Raw genomic sequence first — 22,123 nt, 5'->3', positions numbered from 1 at the left:
TAAATATTGGAATAGGAAGGATCATTATGACCGTCCAAACAGAAATTTTTAATTTAATTAAACAAGCAAAAACCATTATTATTCAACGCCATCAACGCCCTGATCCCGATGCTATCGGGAGCCAATTGGGATTGGCTGATATTATTAAGACCAGTTTTCCAACCAAACGAGTGTTAACTCCTGGTAAACAGTACCATGGTTTCGATTGGCTCGGCCAGATGGATGACATCACCGAAGCCGACTATGAAGGGGCCTTAGTCTTAGTTTTAGATACGGCTAATCAACCCCGGATTGATGGGGAGTTTTACAATAACGGTCAAACGTTAGTTAAGATTGACCATCATCCTAATGACGATGCTTTTGGTGACCCCCAATGGGTCGATGTCGATGCTTCTAGTACTAGTGAATTGGTCTATGAATTCTACGCTGCTTGTCAGGCAGAATTAACCTTAACGGCGAATGCCGCCCGGCTACTGTATGCGGGGATTGTTGGCGATACCGGTCGCTTTCTATATTCAGCGACGAAGCCTAGCACGATGCGGGCTGCGGCGGCTTTAATGGAAGCCGGCGCAGACGCAACTGCGGTTAATCGAATTGAAGATACCATCACGTTACCAGTGGCCCGGTTGTCAGCGTATGTTTATGAACATTTGACGCAACTGGATTCTGGTGCGGCTTATGTGATTTTAACGAATGATATTATGGCGTCTTTTGACATTGGTGATGCTAGTACTGCAGGCGTTGTGCCCTTACCCGGTCGGATTGATACGGTTAAAACTTGGGCCATCTTCTTACAACAAAAGGAAGGCGACTTCCGAATCAGATTACGGTCCAAAGGCCCCGCTATCAATGAATTGGCTAAAAATCATGGTGGTGGTGGTCATCCAATGGCGAGTGGTGCTAAAGCGCAAGATCAACAAGAAATTGAGCAAGTTGTGCGTGAACTCGACCAAGTTGCTCGTCAATATGAGAAAGAGGTTTAACTATGACCGCAAGTTTCAAAGCGTTTAACCTGCAGCCGTTTTTAATGCAGGCGTTACAAGAAATTAATTTTGTTAACCCAACTAAAGTTCAAGAAAAATTGATTCCCGTGATTGCAGCGGGGCGGAGTGTTATCGGTCAATCAGCTACCGGGAGTGGGAAAACCCACACGTTCTTATTACCAATGCTCAATCGTATTGATCCTGAAGAACGCCGGGTCCAAGCCGTGATTACAACGCCTAGTCGTGAACTGGCTTACCAGATTCAAGCTGCCGCAAAGCAGCTAGTCCAACATAGCCCAAAGGCGATTCACATTGGGTTGTACGTCGGTGGGACGGATAAGCAGGAACAAATTAATAAATTAAATCGGCACCAACCGCAATTAATTATTGGAACACCGGGTCGGATTTTAGATTTGATGCGGTCACAAGCTTTGAATGTGCATACCGCAAGTCAACTTGTCGTGGATGAAGCTGATATGACACTTGATTTAGGCTTCTTAAATGTGGTCGACCAAATTGCCGGGCGGATGCCAGCAGATTTGCAAATGTTAGTCTTTTCGGCAACGATGCCACAAAAGTTAACGCCATTCTTGAAGAAATATATGAATAACCCCGTTATGGAGGCAATTCCAGTTGAATCCGTCATTAGTCCAACCATTGATAATTGGCTGATTTCAACGAAGAGTCATGACAAGAATAGTATTATTTATCGATTATTGACAATTGGTGAACCTTACCTTGTCTTGGTCTTTGCTAATACGAAGGAACGAGTTCAAGAAATTACTCGTTACTTGAAGCAGCAAGGATTAACGGTAGCGATGATTCACGGTGATGTAAAGCCTCGTGAACGTAAGCGGGTGATGCGTGACGTGCAAAATCTGAAGTATCAATTCGTCGTGGCGACTGATTTAGCCGCACGTGGGATTGATATTCAAGGGGTCTCACATGTCATTAATGATGATATTCCAACTGATTTAGAATTCTTTATTCATCGGGTTGGCCGGACCGGTCGTAATGGGATGGCTGGAACCGCAATTACGCTTTACAGTCCCGGTGAAGAAGATAAGGTCAGTGCAGTGGAAGCCTTAGGGATTAAGTTCAAACCGAAAGCTATTCGGGATGACGAAATCGTGGATTCTTATGACCGTAACCGTCGTGAAAAACGGGGCAAGCATCAAGAAAAGCTTGATCCAACTTTGGTTGGGTATGTTAAGAAAGCTAAGAAAAAGATTAAGCCTGGTTATCGACGTCGTATTCGGACTAAAATTTCGGATAAAGCGCGGATGGATCGACGGATTGAACAACGAGCTTCAGCGCGAAAAGCACGTAAAGATCGTAAGAGTTAAATTAAATGCCTCGTCAATAAAAGGACCGTTAGTTAATCAGTCGCCACTTACGAATCGGTTAACTAACGGCCCTTTTACTTAACCATTAAGGCGACCAGCCTTATAATTAAACGATACAGGTGAATCATGAACCGGATTAATAAAAGAGAGGAGTTTGGCATGCAATCAGTATTTGAGGATGGGTCCATTGATGTGTATCGTGCGACGCAAAATAACTTACAACAGGTTAGTTTACGGATTCCTAAATATCGGACAACCGTCTTTGTTGGTTTATCGGGGTCGGGGAAGTCGTCGTTGGTATTTGACACGATTGCGGCGGCATCAAGACGCGAATTGAATGAAACCTTTCCAAGCTTTACCCAACAATATTTGCCAAAATATGGGCAACCGCACGTTGAGCGAATTGATCATTTACCGGTGGCAATTGTAATTGCCCAACAACGGCTTGGTAAGAATGCACGGTCAACATTGGCAACGTATACGGGTATCTATTCTTTAGTGCGGCTGTTATTTTCACGGGTCGGTCAACCGTTTATTGGTTATTCTGATACCTTCTCATTTAACTTACCACAGGGGATGTGCCCCAATTGTCAGGGGTTAGGTTATGTGGACGACATTGATGAGACGCAGTTGATTGATCCTGAAAAATCATTGAATACGGGCGCAATCACGTTTGTCAGCTTTGAGCCAAATACGTGGCGGTGGCGCCGGTATGCGACAAGTGGGCTGTTTGATAATGATAAGCCCATCAAAGATTATACACCGGCGGAATATGAACTTTTGATGCATGCCCCGCAACAGACACTCAAGCAACCGGGGGAAGGTTTTCCCAGGACCGCCTTATATGAAGGGGTTGTGCCTCGGATTAAACGGTCAATTATTGGGAAGAAGGAAGCAGAACATCATAAAGCTGCGATTGGCGCCATTGTGACACGTCGTGCTTGTCCAGTCTGTCATGGGACCCGGTTACGTGCGGAAGTTCTAACGAATCGGATTAATGGTCAAAACATTGCGGCGGTCACGGCAATGGATTTACAGCACGTGTTGCAATTTTTGAATGGGATTACGGCACCCCTAGCAACGGAGATTGTTCGTGAATTGGCGACGAAAATTCAATCATTGATTGATATCGGGCTAGGTTACTTAACGTTAGACCGCGGGACCAGCTCACTTTCTGGTGGTGAAGCCCAACGGATTAAGATTGCCAAGTACTTGACTAGCGCGTTGGTTGATATGGTGTATATTTTGGATGAGCCGAGTGTCGGGCTACATCCACATGATATTCAGCTGATTCGTCAAGCTTTAACTAAATTAAAAGAAAAAGGGAATACGATTCTCGTAGTCGAACATAATCCGGCCATGATTTCATTGGCGGATTATGTTGTGGAGATGGGGCCGAAAGCCGGTCGAGCTGGCGGGACTGTTACCTTTACGGGAACTTATCAAGACTTGTTAACCTCAAAGACGTTAACAGGGGACTGGCTGCGGCGCCCGCATCAGTTTGGTCCGGAACGTCGGCCTACGGGTCACTTGGCATTAACCCACGTCCATGCGAATAATTTAAAAGATGTGAGTGTAGCGGTACCGTTAGGTGTGATGACCGTCATCTCTGGGGTAGCCGGTTCTGGCAAAAGTTCATTGGTGACGGCATTACGGTCACAATTGACCAGTGATTATATTGATTTAGCGCAAGCTCCGGTAGGGATTAACATTCGCTCGACGCCCGCCACCTACTTGGGCATCTTAGATGAGATTCGGAAGTTATTCAGTCAAGCTAACCAAGTTGCAACCAGTTGGTTTAGCTATAACGGTAAGGGGGCTTGTCCACGCTGTAAGGGGAAAGGGGTCACGATTACCAATATGGCTTTTATGGATCCAGTCGTGCAAACTTGTGAGTTGTGTCAAGGTCAACGTTATAATCAAACTGCCTTACAGTATCAATATCACCATGAAAATATTGCAGCTGTTCTGCAACTATCCGTGACTGCGGCAGCCAAATTTTTTAAGGATACGCCTAAATTAGCGCGTCAATTAGCGAATTTAGATCGAGTTGGTTTGGGTTATTTGACCTTAGCCCAACCGCTGACGACGTTATCTGGTGGTGAATTGCAACGCTTGAAGTTAGCCGTGGAACTTGGTAAGCAGGGGACCATCTATTTGTTAGATGAACCCACGGCCGGTTTACATTTACAAGATACCGCACGCTTATTGAAGCTCTTCAATGAACTGGTTGCAGCCGGCAACTCACTTATTATCATCGAACATAATCTAGCTATCATTAGTCAAGCGGACTGGTTAATTGACGTGGGGCCGGATGCCGGTCAATATGGCGGTCAAATTCAGTATAGTGGGACGCCGAAAGCGGCAATTAAGGTGGCGACATCGCGGACTGGAGTTGCCTTAAAAGCTTGGCTGGATGCTTAAGGTTTGGCGGTTGCTTAGTTGACAACACGGCTTAAGTTTTCTATACTTTTAAAGTAAGGATATGTGCGATGCTGACACCGATTTAGAGACGTTTTGTTTGGCTGCAAGAAACGCGGTGCACAGCGCATGCTCCCTTAGGTATGATTGACTAGTTAACTAGTCCGTTTCTCAGCGTTAATGAGCTTAAGAGGTAAACGAATACATCGTTGCAAGCAGAGTGGTACCGCGTTAACAGCGTCTTTGCTAGCAACGGTGTTTTTTTGCCTTAATTTAGACCTAACCAGAAAGGGTGCTATGAAGCAATGAAAAAATTAAGCAGTAGTGAAATTCGGCAAATGTATTTGGACTTTTTCCATGAAAAGGGCCATACCATCGTGCCTAGTGCATCGCTAGTCCCCGTTGATGATCCAACCCTATTATGGATTAACTCCGGTGTAGCAACGATGAAGAAGTATTTTGATGGCTCAGTCGTGCCAGATAATCCCCGCATGACGAGCTCACAAAAGAGTATCCGAACCAATGATATTGAAAACGTGGGTCGGACCGCACGGCATCATACATTATTTGAAATGTTGGGGAATTTCTCAGTGGGAGATTACTTCAAAAAAGAAGCGATTGCTTGGGCCTGGGAATTATTGACGTCGCCAAAATGGTTTGGCTGGGACCCAGAGAAACTTTATATGACGGTCTATCCTAAAGATACGGATGCCGCTAAGTTTTGGGAAGCTACCGGCGTTGCGCCGGACCATATTATTAAAGTTGAAGATAACTTTTGGGATATTGGTCAAGGCCCTTCTGGTCCAGATTCCGAAATTTTTTATGACCGTGGGGAAAGTTTTAATAATCTCGCGGCGGATGATCCAGAAAATTATCCTGGTGGTGAAAATGAACGGTACTTAGAAGTTTGGAATATCGTCTTTTCACAATTTAACCATACCCCAGAAGGCACTTACGAACCGCTACCCCGGAAGAATATTGATACGGGGATGGGGCTTGAACGGGTCGTGTCAATCTTCCAAAATGCACCGACTAACTTTGAAACAGATTTATTCTTACCTATTATTCATAAGACGGAAGCGCTTAGTGCGGATAAGCATTATGGCGAAAATGATCAAGACGATGTGTCGTTTAAGGTCATTGCGGACCACGCACGGACGATTACGTTTGCCATCAGTGATGGGGCTTTGCCTTCTAATGAAGGTCGGGGTTACGTTATTCGCCGCTTAATTCGGCGGGCAATTTTGCATGGTCAAAAGTTGGGTCTGAAAGACGCCTTTTTAGACCAATTAGTACCTATCGTGGGCGAAATCATGCAGTCACACTATCCAGATGTCTTAAAGAATAGTGATTATATTGCTAAAATCGTGCGTTCCGAAGAAAGTCGTTTCAATGAAACGTTAAATGATGGCTTGAGTTTACTAAATGACTTGATTGCCAGCACTAAAGCGGCCAATGAGACGACCTTATCCGGCGCGGCGGCGTTTAAATTATACGATACGTACGGTTTCCCCTTTGAATTAACCAAAGAATATGCGGGCGATGAAGCGTTGGCCGTTGACGAAGCTGGGTTTGAAGTTGAAATGAAGGCCCAACGTGATCGGGCGCGGAATGCTCGTAGTGGTGCCAAATCAATGGGTGTTCAACGGGGCTTGCTAATAGATATTAAGACCCCGAGTGAGTATGTGGGCTATGATGAGTTGACGGACGTCTCTGGTCAATTAACAGCTATTATTGTCGATGAAGCCTTGGTTGATGAAGTCAGCAATGGTGTTGCTGAGATGATCTTTAGCAAGACACCTTTCTATGCTGAAATGGGGGGGCAAGTTGCTGACCGTGGGGTGATTTTAGATGCAGATGGTCAGACAGTTGCCAAGGTGACGGATGTCCAAAATGCGCCTAACAAGCAACATTTGCATACGGTTGAAGTCTTAAAACCGATGCACAAGGATGCAACTTACACGTTAAATGTTGACTTGGCCTTTCATGCCAAGGTCGAAAAAAACCATACGGCGACTCATTTGTTGGACCAAGCGTTACGAGATGTGCTCGGTGAACATACGCAACAAGCGGGTTCCTTAGTTGAACCCGACTACTTGCGTTTTGATTTTACCCACTTTGGTCAAGTGACAGCTGAAGAATTAGCTAAGGTTGAACAAATCGTGAATGATAAAATTTGGGCGGCCCTACCAGTGAGTGCCATTCAAACTGATCAAGAAACGGGTCATAAGATGGGCGCCATTGCTGTCTTTACGGAAAAGTACGGTAAAGTGGTCCGGGTCGTTTCAATTGGCGATTATTCGATTGAATTTGATGGTGGGACTCACGTCAAGAACAGTAGTGAATTAGGCTTATTCAAGCTTGTTTCTGAATCTGGGGTTGGCGCTGGTGTTCGTCGAATCGAGGCCGTCACATCTAAAGAAGCCTTTGAATTATTATCTAATGAGGAACAGTTGTTGAAGACGATTGCGAGTCAAGTTAAGGCACCAAAATTGACGGATGCACCGGACCGGGTTAGCCAATTACAGGCCGACTTAAAGGCTGAACAACAGCAACGGGCTGCTTTAGAAAGTAAGCTAGCTAAGCAACAGGCCGGGGCAGTCTTTGAACAGATTGATACAATTAATGAGACAACCTTGATTGCCCAAGCAGTGCAAGTTTCTGGCATGGATCAACTCCGACAGTTAAGTGATACTTGGCAAGCCAAGCATTATTCCGATGTCCTCGTTTTAGGGACGGTCTTAGGCGATAAAGTTAACTTATTGGTCGCTGTGAGTGATGACAAAGTCAAAGCCGGGCTAAAAGCCGGCGACTTGATTAAAGCCATCGCACCAAAAGTCGGTGGCGGCGGCGGTGGCCGGCCTACCTTGGCACAAGCTGGTGGTAAAAATCCAGCGGGCTTACCAGCAGCTTTGAAAGCGGCGCATGAATGGTTAGCGGCGCAATAAAGCTGATATTTTATTACGAATGTGTTACATCAAAGTGGATTGATTGTACTTCATATAAGCATTTAGTAGAATAGACTAGAAGCGGAAACGAGCGGGAGGTGCTTTATATGAGTTCATTAGACAAAACCATGTATTTTAACTTCGATAATGACGGCGCTAAGGATGTCCACGATACGTTAACGACAGTTTATGAAGCGTTACAAGAAAAAGGCTATAACCCAATCAATCAGATTGTTGGTTATCTGCTGTCCGGCGATCCAGCGTATATCCCGCGCTTAAATGATGCGCGTAATTTAATTCGTAAGCACCAGCGGGATGAAATTATTGAAGAACTTGTAAAGTCTTATTTAAAGGCAGATAAGGATGTTAATGCATGAAGTTAATGGGTTTAGATGTTGGTTCTAGAACGGTTGGGATAGCGATTAGTGATGCTTTCGGCTGGACCGCTCAAGGGGTCGAAATCATTCGTATCAATGAAGACGAGGAAGTCTTTGGTCTTGACCGGGTCGCAGAATTAATTAAAGAACATGATGCTGGGGGCTTTGTGTTGGGATTACCTAAGAATATGAACAATTCCTTGGGACCTCGAGCCGAAGCAGCGCAACATTATGGGGACCTATTAACGGAACGGTTTCACTTACCAATTGACTTTGAAGATGAGCGTTTGACAACGGTAGAAGCAGAACGGATGTTAATCGAAGAAGCCAATACATCGCGTAAAAAGCGCAAAAAGGTGATTGATAAGTTAGCAGCAAGCTTGATCTTGCAAAACTACTTAGATCGCCACGGTAAACTCACCCAAGGATAGCGAGGAACTTAACGAAATGAGCCAAAACCAAAACAGTAAAGACGATGTCATCACATTAGTTGACGACGAAGGTAACGAAACTTTATTTAATATCTTATTTACCTTTGATTCTGAAGACTTCGGTCATTCATACATCTTAATCTACCCAGCTGATGCTGCGGCAGATGATGAAGTTGATATTCAAGCCTATATCTTTGATCCAGAAGATGGTGACAATGGCGACTTACAATTGATCGAATCCGATGATGAATGGGATATGGTTGAACAAGTTTTAAATACCTTCCTAGCCGATGATGGTGGGATGCAGTAAGCAAGTAGAATCGAAAAAGGCGTACCGACTTGAAATGAGTCGGTACGCCTTTTTTGTGTGCAGTTAAGTATCTAGCCCGAGTGAAAAGTTGGCCATTTGTGCCAAAATGACGTCTTGATTAAGCCCAATGTAGCGTTTTGTGATGGCTTCACTGGAATGGTTGAAGATCATCATTAAAGTACCAACATCGTGGGTGCGTTGATAGTAGTGATAGCCAAAAGTTTTGCGGAGGGTATGGGTCCCAATATCGTTACGATGCATTTTACGCGCAATCGTTTGAAAAAATTTATAAACGGCATTAACGCTGAGGGCGTGTTGTGGTGATTGGCCCGTGAAAAGATAATCGTCGTCAGCCAGATTACAAATGTACAAGTCGAGTTTGGGTCGTAACTTCGTTAATAAGATTAGCCGTTTTTTCTGCGTTTTTTGTTCGATGATGGTGACAATGTCTTGATAACGGACTTGGCCGGCCTTGAGGTTAAGAATATCACTCATTCTCAGGCCAGTATTAAGTCCAACTAAAACTAACAGTGAATTTCGCTGACCGTGGGCACCCAGGCTTGCTAGGTTAACGAATTCCGCAATTTCCGCCGGACTTCGTAAGGGCTCCACATTGTATTGCATGTTAACGCCTACTTTCTTCATTAATTACTAATAGAGATGATTAATAATTAATTTTAAACGACATTAATCATTTATCAAGCTAAATCGTATAACAGTGACATGATGGATCGTGTATATATTTCTTAATATAAAACGGCATTATTTTGTAAAAAATAATGCCGTTTTATAAGTAAATCTATATATAAATCTAACATTATTGAATAAATTGTCAATGTAATTTGAAGAAACTGTGCCCAAAAGAGCCAATTTGGGTGTTTTTAGCCAGTAAACTTAAAATTGCTAACAATAATTAGTAAGAGATGGAACTATTATTTACAAAATGATGACACGACTAATGTATAACGTGAAAATGTTGTTCGTATAAGAGATTATGTTGAGTGGAGCGTGAATGATGGATCAAGCAGTAAGTTTTGACTTTTTTATCCGACTAGTTCGTAAGTATTGGCGTGCCATTATCGCCTGGACTGTGGCCGGTGTTTTAGTGGCCGCTGTAATGACTTTTTTTGTCATTACGCCGCAGTACAAGTCGAGTGTGCAGATTTTGGTTAGTCGTCATAGTGAGAATTCGGCGACCCAATACACTGACCAACAAGCCGATGTACAGATGATTACGACTTATAAGGAATTAATTACAAATCAAGTTATTTTAAATCCGGCCCGCAAAGCGCTACAAAAAAAGTATGGCTATACGCGTTCGTTAGGAATCTTAAAGAACGAAATTAGTGTTTCTAGTACTCAAAATTCACAAGTTTTCTCGGTTGATGTCGTGGATGCTAGTGCTACTCAAGGGGCTCAAATTGCCAATCAGATTGCTGAAAGCTTCAAAAAACAAGTTAAGAAAATTATCAAAGTGAATAATGTGACGATTGTTTCGCCAGCAAGTATTGCTACCAGTCCAGTGACGCCCAAAAAGGGACTCAATTTACTCATTGGTTTAGTTGTCGGATTATTATTGGGCTTTGTTTACGCTAGTGTGCGGGTGATTACTGATCGACGGGTTCATAATGTTGAATTTCTAACTGATGAATTAGGCTTAGCAAACTTAGGCCAAGTGAATCATCAACATCGGCATCAACATGTTCGACGCCAAGTTGAGAATATTCAAAGTAATGCTAGTAGTGAAATGACGACTAGTCAACGGTCACGTAAACGAATTTAGAGAGGAGGCAAATTATGTTTAATCGAAAGCGCAAGGGTACGACGTTAACCACACCAATTAATTTAACTACGATTAATGAACCGACGTCGGTGATTACGGAACAAATTAAGACAATTCGAACCAATATTAACTTTGCGGCTACTGATCACGAGTTACGGACGTTAATGATGACGTCAGCAACTTTAGGCGAAGGTAAGTCCACTGTTAGTGCCAATTTAGCGGTGGAGTACGCAAATGAAGGACTAAAAGTATTGTTAGTTGACGCTGATTTACGGCGGCCAACTGTGCATAAAACATTTGGGCTGTCGAATGAGCGGGGACTGAGTTCTTGGTTAAGTCATCAAACAGATGATGTGAATCAGGCCATTCAATCAACCATCGATAATCTCTTTGTAATGACGAGCGGTCCCAAGCCACCGAACCCGGCAGAACTGTTAGGTAGTCAGATGATGAATGCCTTTTTAACAGAAACCACGCAAAAATTAGATTTGGTCATTATTGATGCACCGCCGATTTTACCCGTGACAGATTCGCAATTATTGGCGAATAAAGTTGATGGCACGGTCCTAGTTGTTCGTCAGGGTGTGGCGCAAAAGGCGGCGGTCCGTGAGGCCGTTTCAGTTCTGAAACGGTCACATGCCAACATTTTAGGGTCAATTTTAAATGATGTGCAAGATGGTCAGCATAATGGCTATTACGGCTATAGCAACGGGTATTACAGTGATGAAGAAAAATAATTTGGTGGATATTCATTGTCATATTTTACCAGGCATTGATGATGGGTCACCGTCATTAGCAGAATCAATTGGGTTAGCGCAAGCGGCAGTTGCTGATGGTATTAAATATATTTTAGCCACACCACATCATCTCGATCGACATTATGTTAATCATGCACCGGCGGTTCGACAAGCCGTCCAAGCATTTCAAAGTGAACTTGACCGTCAAGGGATAGATTTGGAGATCTTTCCTGGTCAAGAGGTGCACTTAAATGGGCAATTGATGACTCATTTGGATGATTTGTTAGGGATTGATGTGGATCGACAGTATTTGTTGCTGGAGTTACCACACGAGATGGTACCGAGTTATTTGGAAGAACTCATTTTTCAACTTTCTTGTGAGGGGATTACACCAGTGATTGCGCATCCAGAGCGCAATGCACAATTGATTGCAGAACCACAAAAATTATATGAATTAGTTAAGCAGGGTGTACTGGCACAAGTAACCGCAACGAGTTTAGTGGGGACTTTTGGCAAGCAGGTTCAGCGAACGGCAAAGGAGTTTGTCGAGTGTGGCTTAGTGCAGGTTGTGGCCTCGGATGCCCATACACTAACCAATCGGCAGTTTGCAATGACAGCAGCGTATCAAGTTTTGGAGAAGCTTGATACCGATTATGCGACACAATTCGCAATGAATGCCCGGAACTTATTGAATGGTGATTTAGTTGATGTTCAAGCGATTGAAATGCCACGAAAGAAGCACCGGTTTTGGTTGTTTTAAAGACCATTTAATTAGCGATAATGCTGATTATAAAAGGTGTTGGGGGTTGAAATGGAATATAACGAAAATAATTTAAAATCAATTACCGTTGATCAAGTCTATCAACAACACCGTTATGGTTATCACCTAATTAAGCGTTGTTTTGATTTTGTCGCTAGTTTAATAGGGTTGATAATATTGTCGCCATTATTACTGATAGTTGCAATTTCAATCAAGTTGGAAGATCCACGTGGACGAGTAATTTATTCTCAAACTAGATTAGGAAAAGATAAGGTTCCTTTTAGAATGTATAAGTTTCGTTCTATGGTTTCGAATGCTGATGAATTACTACAATCATTGTTGGTAAAAAATGAAATTGGTGGCGCCATGTTTAAGATGAAGGACGATCCACGCATTACTAAAGTTGGTAAATTTATTCGGAAATACAGCATTGATGAATTACCACAGTTAGTCAATGTTTTAGTTGGAAATATGAGTTTAGTAGGTCCAAGACCACCATTGCCTCGGGAAGTCGATGAGTATACGGAATATGATAAGCAACGCTTAATAGTTAAGCCTGGGTGTACTGGACTTTGGCAAGCGACTGCGCGTAATAGTGTTGGCTTTGATGAAATGGTGTATCTGGACTTGCGGTACATACAAAAGTGTAATTTTCTTTTTGATTTTAGAATTTTAATAATGACGGTAGTAGTGTTTTTAAGACCGAACGGGGCTTATTAAATGAAGAAAGGATATTTATGAAAATTGTTCATGTTGCAGAGTATGCTTCCGGCGGGGTAGCTACGTATTTACGGAATACAATTTCATTTCAATTGGAAAAGGATGATGTTGATCAAGTAATATTAATAAATTCGATTGAAAATTCAGAGCATATAAATTTTGATTCTGAAAAATTTAAACATATAACTTTTGATTATTCAAGGTCTATTAGCAATGTTAGAAAGCTTTTACGATTAAGAAAGACTATAGATGCATTAAAACCTGATATCGTTCACTATCATAGCAGTTTTGCTGGAGTTATTCGATTAACCTATTACTTAAAACCTGCATCATATAAGATTGTTTATTGTGCACATGGCTGGAGCTTTGTGCAAAAAAACAAATCAAGATTTCAAAGAAAAGTGTATGAAATAATTGAACGGATACTTGCAAGAAAGACCGATTTAATTATAAATATTTCAAAAAGTGAAGAGCAAAAAGCTTTAGATCATGGATTGCCAGCCCAAAAGATGGAACTAATTTATAATACTATTCCAAATAAACAAACAATATTACCAGTAGAAAATCCATTTAAAAACGTATCAACAAAAAAATTACTGTTTGTAGGACGTTTTGATGAACAAAAAGGGTTGAACTTTTTGTTGGAAAATACGGATTTTGAAACAGAAAATATTGAACTAGTTATCATTGGTGAATCAGTTCTGAAAAATGCGAGCATCAATAAAGAGAATAAGAATGTACGATTTTTGGGATGGAAAGATAACAAATATATTGATTCATATATGAATTTTTGTGACGCGGTTATCATTCCATCTAAATGGGAAGGGTTCGGACTTGTTGCGCTGGAAGCAATGAAGAATAAGAAAATGGTCATTGCCTCAGATGCTGGTGGATTATCTGAGATTATTATCAACAATTACAGTGGCTTAATTTTTAAGTCTAATTCTGTAATGAGTTTAAATGAAGCTCTTACAGTTTTTAGCGATATGTCTCAGGAATCTGTTAGTCAAATGGGAAATATCGGTTTAGATATCTTGAAAAGTAAATATAATTATTATCAATTGTCGAATAGATTGATGAAATTATACGAGAGTAAGGAAATAGAAGGCCAGGGATTCTTATCCACTGGTAGTAATAAAATCTAAATATTAGTAAATTACTAAATGTAAGGCGGAGTATAACAATGAAAATAAGTGTCATTATTCCTATTTACAATGTTCAAGAGTATTTAAAACGTTGTGTAAATACTCTTGTGAATCAAACCTATCAGGACATCGAAATAATTTTGGTGGATGATGGTTCAACTGACAATTCAGGTGATATTTGTGATCATTTGAAAACACAAGATACTCGAATAATTGTGATACACAAAAAAAACGGTGGACTCTCAGATGCTAGAAATACGGGTATCGAAGGTTCTATTGGAGATTATATTTTTTTCTTGGATCCGGATGATTGGTTAGATACAGATTATTTTGAAAAGTGTATTGACGTCATTAGAAGGGCTAATGTTGATTTGCTATTTACGCCATATATTAGAGAATATAAAAACAAACCTATGATAAATGATCTATTTAAGACAAAAAGCATTCATTTTAACAAGACTGAAGTAAAGATTCATCTATTAAGAAGATTGTTTGGAGAATATGGGAATGAATTGAAATGTCCTGCTAGTATTGATGATCTGTCTACTGCATGGGGGAAATTTTATAAGGCATCAATATGCAAAAATATAAAGTTTGTGGATACTAAACTCATTGGCACAGAGGATTCTTGGTTTAATATAAACTACATTAATAAAATAACTAATGCCCAATATTTTGGAGGGGCTTATTATCATTATTTTAAACAAAATAATGATTCACTTGTGACGAAATACAATTCAAATTTATTTAATGGTAGAAAAAGATTGTATGTTTTAATGCAAAATTATATTAATACGAATAGGTTCGACGCTACATATTCCAGAGCTTTAAATAATAGGATTGTTGTTGAATTGTTGAGTTTAATGAGGAACATTGAAAACTCTAATCTTAGCTTCCACTCAAAAATAAAAGCGATGAATGGCGTATTAAAGGATGGTATCTATAGGCAAGCTTTTGCTGAGTTTGATTTTTCGTTGCTACCAATTAAATGGTCTCTTTTTTACAAATTGTGTCAACAAAATAAATCAGTACTTATTTATACTATTTTAAAAATCGCTGAACCTATGAAAAGAATTTTGAAGTGAAAGGATTTAATAATGAAAATTGCTTTTATTATTCCGTATTTCGGTAAATTCAAGAATTATTTTCAATTGTTTCTCAATTCTTGTAAATATAATCCAAATGTAGACTGGTTAATTTTTACAGATGATCATTCAAATTTTGATTATCCAAATAACGTTGTTGTTTATTATACAACTTTTGAAGAGATGAAAGTTAAATTCAGAGGTGAATTTGATTTCCCAATAAGTTTAGATCGACCGTATAAGCTTTGTGATTATAGACCTTCCTATGGATACGTATTTGAAGACTATTTAACAAGTTATGATGCTTGGGGGTATTGTGATACTGATTTAATTTGGGGTGATTTTTCAAAGTTTATTGGACCGGAATTATTGAATGAATACGATAAAATCGGTGATATGGGACATTGCACAATTTTTAGAAATGAATATAACAACAATCGTGCGTTTATGTTTCCTCAAGATGGAAGATTATTGTATAAAGAAGTTTTTAGTTCAAGTTACAATAATTCTTTTGATGAAGAGTATAAGAATAGCATCAATACGATTTTTATGTCGAAAGGATTGAAAATTTATCCTAGTTCATTATTTATGGCGAATATTTATACTAAGTCTTCTGATTTTAGGTTGACAATGTTAAATCAAGATAAAAAGTACCAGATTGAAAGAAAGTCAAAAAATATTTTTGTGTGGGACAAAGGTAATCTAAGTAGATATATTAAAAAAAATGGAAATATAGAGCATCATGAGTATCTATATTTGCATATGCAGTCTCGACAGATGAGTCTAAAACTAACGGATGTCGAACGTTTTAAAATCATCCCAAATTCTTTTGATGATTTTAAGGATAGAAGTTTAACTGCGGAAAATTTTCCTAAATACAAACATTTTAACATGCATTATTTTCGGTTACGGACCAGTAACTTACTTGATAAAATCAGAAAAAAGTTAATAAGAGGTAGGTGAACAATAGAAGGAGAGAAGAGATATGGTAGTTGGAATGGGATTGAGCATTACATTATTCATGATTATATTTGGAATTGTTTTTCGAAATAAAACATTCTTTTTCATACAATTAGTATGGTTAATCTTAATTAGCGGGTTAAATACTTACAGTGCTGATTGGATAAATAATTTTGAAACGTTTCAAGTTGCTGACATATCAAGTATATATTCATCCGGGATTTTAATGCTTTTATATAAATATTTAGCAATTATAGCTAAAGGATATGCTATGAATTATGTTACGTTCAATTTCATATTGACCACGATATCTACATTGCTGATAGCATTTGTTATTTTTAGATTATCATCAAGTCCTACGATCGTTCTTTCGTTTATGTTTATCTATCCATTTATTGATGATATTATTCAAAAACGTTGGTATTATGCGATGGGAATAACGGTTTTTGGTATATATATGTCATTACATGCAAAGTCTAAACTAAACAGAACACTTATCTTAGTTTTGAGTGCGTTGCTAGCGTGTCAGTTCCATACAGGAGCAATTTTGTATTTTACTTTACCAATATATCTTTTGTTATCAAATAAAATTCAAAATGTGCTGACAGTTTTAGTGATTTTATTAGGTACAGTTGCTAGAAGTCGTATTTATGGGATAGTCAGTAGCTTTTCTGGTGATGCTATGGCAGAAAAATCAAATTTATATTTTTCTACATTGGCAGCTAATTCTACTATTTCGCATTATATTTTTTGGGCAACTTGGCAAATCTTACAAGCGGGAATAATCTTTTATATTTATAAACGAAAACCGCAAAGTCAGCTCAATACATCAATCTGGCGAATTAATATGTGGGCATTGTGTCTCATTCCCTTATATTCATTTGATCCAGTTTTCTCTAGAATTTTTAGGTCAATATTGGTATTTAACTACATTATTATTGGAAACAGTTTCTGGTTTAAAAAGGGTGCGATTTCGAAAGTGGGATTAATAGCATTTTTAATACAATTAATGATGGTTGTGACTTCTTTTTATGCATTCGATTTAAATTCAAGTTTGGGGATAAAGACAATTGTGTTTGATATATTCTATAACAATCAATTCTTATCATTATTTTGATACTGGGAGAAATTATGAAAAAGTGTCATATTAGTGTAATTGTAACTTTTTATAATAAAGAAAAATATGTTATTCGATGTTTGCAAAGTATCATAAATCAAAGCTATCAGGATATTCAAGTCATCATTGTTGATGATGGATCAACTGACCAGACCCAGGCACTTTGTCGTAAATTTCAAAATCAATACAAAACATATTGTGAATTATATTCTCAAAATAATCAAGGTGTTTCGAGTGCCAGGAACACAGGACTTATGCATGTGAAAGGTGAAAGAGTCGTATTTGTTGATGGGGATGATGTTCTCTCAAAGGATTACCTGGCTGATCTATATGCATTCTCAAGGTACGACTTGGTTCAGTCAGGATATCTATATGATAGTAAAAATCGGAAAATTAGTTTCCGCCCAAAGGAAGCCAGTATTATGAATTTTGGTAGTATTGAAAAGTATATCTTTAACAAAGAAATGTTTCCATTGTTCTCTGTTCCATGGGCCAAATTATATAAAAGCTCAATTATAAAAGAAAACAATCTTTTGTTTAAAAATCAACAGTACGGAGAAGATACTATTTTTGTGTTTAACTATTTGAAATATGTTAATAACATCAAAATAATTTCATCCATAGGATATGAAAATAAAGTTGTTGAAGGGACATTATCTAGACAAAAAATAAAAAACATATGGACCCAGGTTGACAATATTGTTAAATCTGGAAATGATGTCTTTAATTATAAATTTAATTGTTCATGGGCTTTTTTAGAGATGAGATCGATCAAATTGACCTTATTAAATTCATCAGATTCATATTCAGATTTCAAGAGCGATATTAATGAAATAATAAAATATGAAGATTTTGGAAAACTAAATATGAAGTTAATGCCAAGTAAGACTGAAAAAGTAATATTGGCATTGTTGCGTTCTGAACAATGGTTATTACTTTATTTCATGGTTAAAATCAAGGCTAATTAAAATCAGACTAAAAACAAAATATTGTTTTTTAGATGATGTTATTTTTGGCCTAAGGAAGGGCAATAAAATTATGATGACTAAAACCCAAAGCTATATTTTGAATATATATAAAGAAGTCGCAAAATTGTGTGAAAAAAATAATTTGAGGTATTTTGTTATTGGTGGCAGTTGCTTAGGCGCGGCACGTCATCAAGGGTTTATTCCGTGGGACGACGATATGGATATAGCTATGCCGGTTGAAGATTTTTTGATTTTGGAAAAGATTGTTGCAAAGCATCTTCCTGATTATCTCACTGTTATGAGTCCTGCTGATTCAGATCATGATTACTTAAGATTTTTAAAGGTTATGGATAATCGAACTACAATGACCGAAAAAACGTTCCTTAATTGGGAAGATACCTTTGAAGGTGTGTGGTTGGACATTATGCCATTAGCTGGTGTACCCGATGAAGGGGTTGGACGAAAAAGGTATTTGCGCCAGTTAAAAAAATATGCACGTTACAATTATAAAATTAGGACACATATGTTAATGCAAAATAGCATTGGTGGGAAAGTATTGTGGCTAGGCGTTCAAATGTTAAAGACGTTTATACCAAATAATTATTTTTGGAATAAATGGTTAGCTTATATTGCAACATATTCTTTTAATGATAGTAATTTTACGGGTTATGTATGGTCGGACAAAATTGAGCGGTTAATATTTCCAATTGAGTGGTTTTCTAGCTATGTGAAAGTTGAGTTTGAGGATACAACAGTTAGAATGCCGATTGGATGGGATAACATGCTAACGCAAATGTTCGGTGATTATATGAAATTACCGTCAAAAAAGGAACAAAGGTCACTCCATGAAGTTAATCAAGGAATTAATGATTTAGAACATTCCTATAAATATTATCAAAAATTATATCGACAAAAGCATTGAATCCCGTGATTGATGGCAATTAGATTAGAACTTTTATAAGGAGATAAGAAAATGGTTATTGGATATACTGCCGGGGTATTTGATTTATTCCACATTGGTCATTTAACTTTATTAAAAAATGCAAAAAGTATGTGTGACAAGTTAATTGTTGGTGTAACAGTTGATGATTTAGTGACGTATAAAGGTAAACATGCAATGATTCCTTTCTCCGATCGAATTGAGATTGTTCGGAGTTGTGAGTATGTTGATGCAGTAGTGCCACAATACGATATGGATAAATTAAAGATGTGTAAGAAGCTTGGTGCAACAATGCTTTTTGTTGGTGACGATTGGTACGGCACTGAAAAATGGAATAAGTATGAAAAAGACTTTAATGAAGCGGGGATTAGTATTACTTATTTCCCATACACGAAAGGTGTTTCCTCAACCAAAATTACAGCAGCGCTTAAAGCTGTTAGAGGTGATTAAAAATGATTGTTGATAAAAAATATAGTATGAGTTCTTTTCTGATGTATCGAAGAATAGTCGATTCCCAGAAACAATTTAAAGCGGGAATTATACCCAATATACCAGATATGAAATTTGAAAGAACTGGTGTTAGCAACAGCACAGAATTAATGGCTGACTTGAAAAAACAAGTTGAAGCAGCAACTAAAGATGGTAAGGCCGCGATTGCACTTTCCGGAGGAATTGATTCAGCGATTCTGGCAAAATTCATGCCAAAAGGATCTACGGCTTATACCTTTAAATGTGTTGTTCCAGGTGTAAAGGTGACTGATGAAACTGAAGCCGCAGCTAAGTATGCTAAGGAATGTGGATTAAAGCATAAAGTTGTTGAAGTTTATTGGGAAGATTTTGAAAAATTTGCACCACTGTTAATGAACCATAAAGGTGCGCCGATTCATTCGATTGAGGTTCAAGTGTATAAAGCTGCACTACAGGCAAAAGCTGATGGCTTCGAACGATTGATTTATGGGGAATCATCTGATTGTATTTTTGGTGGGCTAAGTAATCTTCTATCAAAGGATTGGTTAATCGGTGATTTTATTGAACGTTATGAGTTTGTAAAACCATATAAGGTACTTAAGGAATCTGAACTAGTCTTAGATCCTATTCAACGACATGAAAGAGATGGTCATGTGGATCCGCATGAATTTCTGTCAACTGAATTTTTGCCAGAGAGCCTGGGTTCTTATGTCAATGCTTCAGAAACCGCAAATTTTGGGGTCGTAATTCCATTTTCACGTTGTTATCTAGAAGGAGATCTGGATTATCAGCGGATTCGAAACGGCGAGAATAAATATCTAGTCAGAGAAATTTTTAATTACTTGTTTAAAGGCTTTAATGTCCCAGAAAAACGGCCAATGCCACGTGCAACCAATGAATGGTTGAAGGATTGGGCAGGACCTAAACGGCCAGAATTTTATCCGCATTGTACTGATGATATGTCAGGGGATCAGAAATGGTTAGTCATGGCGCTTGAAATGTTTCTTAATCAAATTGAAGATTAATGCCATCCAAATTATAAATCATAGAAATTCGATTTGTTCATTTTAACTAGGACGGGGATTTTTATGATTTTTAAATTTTTGTAGACAAATAGTTTTAATAGCTGTAGATAAGAATGAAAGGTTGGGTCCCATGCTAGTCACTGTCAAAGATAAATACCGAAGACTACCCAAACAAGTTAAGGCATCCATTTGGTTTGTGGCGTGTTCTTTTCTACAAAAAGGAATCTCAACGATTTCAACACCAATTTTCACTAGATTATTATCTACAGCTCAATATGGACAATTCAATGTCTTTAATTCTTGGTTAGGGATTGTGACGATTTTCGTTTCTTTGAATCTTTGCTACGGTGTTTATACGCAGGGGTTGATTAAGTACGATAAAGAGCGACCACTTTATTCGTCCTCACTACAAGGGCTAACCTTTATCTTGGTTTGTCTATGGACCCTTATTTACTTGGTATTTCATAATTTTTGGAATGGCCTATTTACACTAACGACAACGCAAATGTTAGCAATGTTAATAATGGTTTGGACCTCGTCAGTTTTTAACTTCTGGGCAGCGGAACAAAGAGTGATCTTAAGATACAAAGCATTAGTGGGTGTGACATTACTGGTATCGTTAGCCAAGCCGATTGTTGGTGTATTTCTAGTTCTAAACTCAAATGATAAAGTTACAGCTCGAATAGTCGGTTTAGCCCTCGTTGAAGTTATTGGCTATACAGGATTGTTTATCGTACAGATGTATCGAGGTAAGCATTTCTATTCAAAGCGTTTTTGGTTACACGCACTGGCTTTTAATCTACCGTTAGTTCCGCACTATTTGTCGCAGATTGTTTTGAGTAGTGCTGATCGAATCATGATTTCGAAGATGGTTAATCCGGAAAGCGCTGGTATATACAGTTTAGCGTATTCACTTTCACAAATAATGATTCTGTTTAATACAGCGCTCTCTCAAACGTTAAGTCCATGGATGTACCAAAAAATAAAAGACAAGAAAATTTCTGATATTTCTGGGGTCGTATATGGTGCGCTTATCTTAATTGCTATTGCTAATTTAATTCTTATTGCATTTGCACCAGAGGCAGTAGCGATTTTTGCGCCTAAATCATATTACAATGCAAGTTGGATTATTCCGCCAGTTGCGATGAGTGTTTTCTTTATGTTCAGTTATGATCTTTTTGCTAAGTTTGAATTTTATTATGAGAAAACGACCTTAATTATGATTGCTAGTTTAATTGGTGCAGTGTTGAATGTTGTGTTGAATTTCTTATTGATTCCAGTTTTTGGATATTATGTTGCAGGCTATGTGACGTTAATTTGTTATATTGCCTATGCTATCTTTCATTATGTCTTTATGAATATAATTTGTCGCGAGAAGCTTGGCGAACAACCATACGACACTAAAAAGTTATTGGTATTAACGGCAGTATTTCTACTGGTTGGCTTCCTATTCTTGATTTCATATACCAATCGGATGTTAAGATATGGGCTAATTTTAGCAATACTCTTGATTGGCATCCTAAAACGAAACCAAATCGAGTCAATTTTTAATGAGATGTTACAAGTTCGCAAGAGTCGAAAATAAGTTTAAATTTATTT

Annotated in this window: 21 protein-coding genes; 20 read left to right on the top strand and 1 reads right to left on the bottom strand. The window is 38.6% G+C overall.

Going from position 1 to position 22,123, the window contains the following annotated elements; genetic code table 11:
* The first annotated feature begins 26 nt into the window (after nt 1-26).
* The 7 genes from C5Z25_RS02800 to C5Z25_RS02770 all read left to right on the top strand — a co-directional run bounded on the left by C5Z25_RS02800 (nt 27) and on the right by C5Z25_RS02770 (nt 8,816).
* Nucleotides 27-983 (top strand): DHH family phosphoesterase, encoded by a 957-nt coding sequence (locus C5Z25_RS02800; RefSeq protein ID WP_105451232.1) that lies wholly within the window; start codon nt 27-29, stop codon nt 981-983.
* Nucleotides 984-985: 2 nt separating this feature from the next.
* Nucleotides 986-2,329 carry a DEAD/DEAH box helicase gene (locus tag C5Z25_RS02795; protein ID WP_105451231.1) on the top strand — a complete coding sequence of 448 codons (1,344 nt, stop codon included), beginning with the start codon at nt 986-988 and terminating at the stop codon, nt 2,327-2,329.
* A 159-nt stretch (nt 2,330-2,488) separates the two neighbouring features.
* Nucleotides 2,489-4,753: an ATP-binding cassette domain-containing protein gene (locus C5Z25_RS02790; RefSeq protein WP_105451230.1), complete on the top strand. Its 2,265-nt coding sequence runs from the start codon at nt 2,489-2,491 to the stop codon at nt 4,751-4,753.
* 302 nt (nt 4,754-5,055) lie between these two features.
* Nucleotides 5,056-7,698 (top strand): alanine--tRNA ligase, encoded by a 2,643-nt coding sequence (gene alaS, locus C5Z25_RS02785; RefSeq protein ID WP_105451229.1) that lies wholly within the window; start codon nt 5,056-5,058, stop codon nt 7,696-7,698.
* A gap of 107 nt (nt 7,699-7,805) precedes the next feature.
* Complete coding sequence (locus C5Z25_RS02780) at nt 7,806-8,075, top strand: IreB family regulatory phosphoprotein (RefSeq protein ID WP_105448732.1); 270 nt, start codon at nt 7,806-7,808, stop codon at nt 8,073-8,075.
* Nucleotides 8,072-8,506 carry a Holliday junction resolvase RuvX gene (gene ruvX / locus C5Z25_RS02775; RefSeq protein WP_105451228.1) on the top strand — a complete coding sequence of 145 codons (435 nt, stop codon included), beginning with the start codon at nt 8,072-8,074 and terminating at the stop codon, nt 8,504-8,506. The genes C5Z25_RS02780 and ruvX overlap by 4 nt, the downstream gene beginning before the upstream one ends.
* 16 nt (nt 8,507-8,522) lie before the next feature.
* Nucleotides 8,523-8,816: a DUF1292 domain-containing protein gene (locus C5Z25_RS02770; RefSeq protein ID WP_105451227.1), complete on the top strand. Its 294-nt coding sequence runs from the start codon at nt 8,523-8,525 to the stop codon at nt 8,814-8,816.
* A gap of 63 nt (nt 8,817-8,879) precedes the next feature.
* Here C5Z25_RS02770 and C5Z25_RS02765 read toward each other — a convergent pair whose 3' ends face one another.
* Nucleotides 8,880-9,440, bottom strand: coding sequence for a tyrosine-type recombinase/integrase (locus C5Z25_RS02765; RefSeq protein WP_105451226.1), 561 nt, complete (start codon nt 9,438-9,440; stop codon nt 8,880-8,882).
* A 391-nt stretch (nt 9,441-9,831) separates the two neighbouring features.
* Here C5Z25_RS02765 and C5Z25_RS02760 point away from each other — a divergent pair, with 391 nt between their 5' ends.
* From C5Z25_RS02760 to C5Z25_RS02700, 13 genes are all read left to right on the top strand, one after another.
* Entirely contained in the window at nt 9,832-10,599 is a 768-nt protein-coding gene (locus C5Z25_RS02760; RefSeq protein WP_234002774.1) for a YveK family protein, read from the top strand.
* Nucleotides 10,600-10,613: 14 nt separating this feature from the next.
* Entirely contained in the window at nt 10,614-11,336 is a 723-nt protein-coding gene (locus C5Z25_RS02755; RefSeq protein WP_105451224.1) for a CpsD/CapB family tyrosine-protein kinase, read from the top strand.
* Nucleotides 11,323-12,096, top strand: coding sequence for a tyrosine-protein phosphatase (locus C5Z25_RS02750; RefSeq protein ID WP_105451223.1), 774 nt, complete (start codon nt 11,323-11,325; stop codon nt 12,094-12,096). The genes C5Z25_RS02755 and C5Z25_RS02750 overlap by 14 nt, the downstream gene beginning before the upstream one ends.
* 51 nt (nt 12,097-12,147) lie before the next feature.
* Nucleotides 12,148-12,816 carry a sugar transferase gene (locus C5Z25_RS02745; protein WP_105451222.1) on the top strand — a complete coding sequence of 223 codons (669 nt, stop codon included), beginning with the start codon at nt 12,148-12,150 and terminating at the stop codon, nt 12,814-12,816.
* 17 nt (nt 12,817-12,833) lie between these two features.
* Nucleotides 12,834-13,961, top strand: a complete 1,128-nt coding sequence (locus C5Z25_RS02740; protein WP_105451221.1) for a glycosyltransferase — start codon at nt 12,834-12,836, stop codon at nt 13,959-13,961.
* Nucleotides 13,962-13,999: 38 nt separating this feature from the next.
* Nucleotides 14,000-15,046, top strand: coding sequence for a glycosyltransferase family 2 protein (locus C5Z25_RS02735; protein WP_105451220.1), 1,047 nt, complete (start codon nt 14,000-14,002; stop codon nt 15,044-15,046).
* Nucleotides 15,047-15,058: 12 nt separating this feature from the next.
* The gene (locus tag C5Z25_RS02730) at nt 15,059-16,009 is read left to right on the top strand and encodes a DUF6625 family protein (protein WP_105451219.1); all 951 of its coding nucleotides are present in this window, start codon (nt 15,059-15,061) and stop codon (nt 16,007-16,009) included.
* Between the two features lie 22 nt (nt 16,010-16,031).
* Entirely contained in the window at nt 16,032-17,123 is a 1,092-nt protein-coding gene (locus tag C5Z25_RS02725) for an EpsG family protein (RefSeq protein ID WP_105451218.1), read from the top strand.
* Nucleotides 17,124-17,137: 14 nt separating this feature from the next.
* On the top strand, nt 17,138-18,091 hold the full coding sequence (locus C5Z25_RS02720; protein WP_105451217.1) for a glycosyltransferase family 2 protein: 954 nt from the start codon (nt 17,138-17,140) through the stop codon (nt 18,089-18,091).
* 70 nt (nt 18,092-18,161) lie between these two features.
* Nucleotides 18,162-19,013, top strand: coding sequence for a LicD family protein (locus C5Z25_RS02715; protein ID WP_105451216.1), 852 nt, complete (start codon nt 18,162-18,164; stop codon nt 19,011-19,013).
* A gap of 51 nt (nt 19,014-19,064) precedes the next feature.
* Nucleotides 19,065-19,481 carry an FAD synthase family protein gene (locus C5Z25_RS02710; protein ID WP_105451215.1) on the top strand — a complete coding sequence of 139 codons (417 nt, stop codon included), beginning with the start codon at nt 19,065-19,067 and terminating at the stop codon, nt 19,479-19,481.
* 2 nt (nt 19,482-19,483) lie between these two features.
* Entirely contained in the window at nt 19,484-20,524 is a 1,041-nt protein-coding gene (locus C5Z25_RS02705) for an asparagine synthase C-terminal domain-containing protein (protein ID WP_105451214.1), read from the top strand.
* A gap of 130 nt (nt 20,525-20,654) precedes the next feature.
* Complete coding sequence (locus C5Z25_RS02700) at nt 20,655-22,109, top strand: lipopolysaccharide biosynthesis protein (protein ID WP_105451213.1); 1,455 nt, start codon at nt 20,655-20,657, stop codon at nt 22,107-22,109.
* Nucleotides 22,110-22,123 lie beyond the last annotated feature (14 nt).

Source organism: Lactobacillus sp. CBA3605 (assembly GCF_002970915.1).
GTDB lineage: Bacteria > Bacillota > Bacilli > Lactobacillales > Lactobacillaceae > Lactiplantibacillus.
Note: the sequence above shows the minus strand (reverse complement) of the source record. Positions and strands in the feature narration are given on the sequence as shown.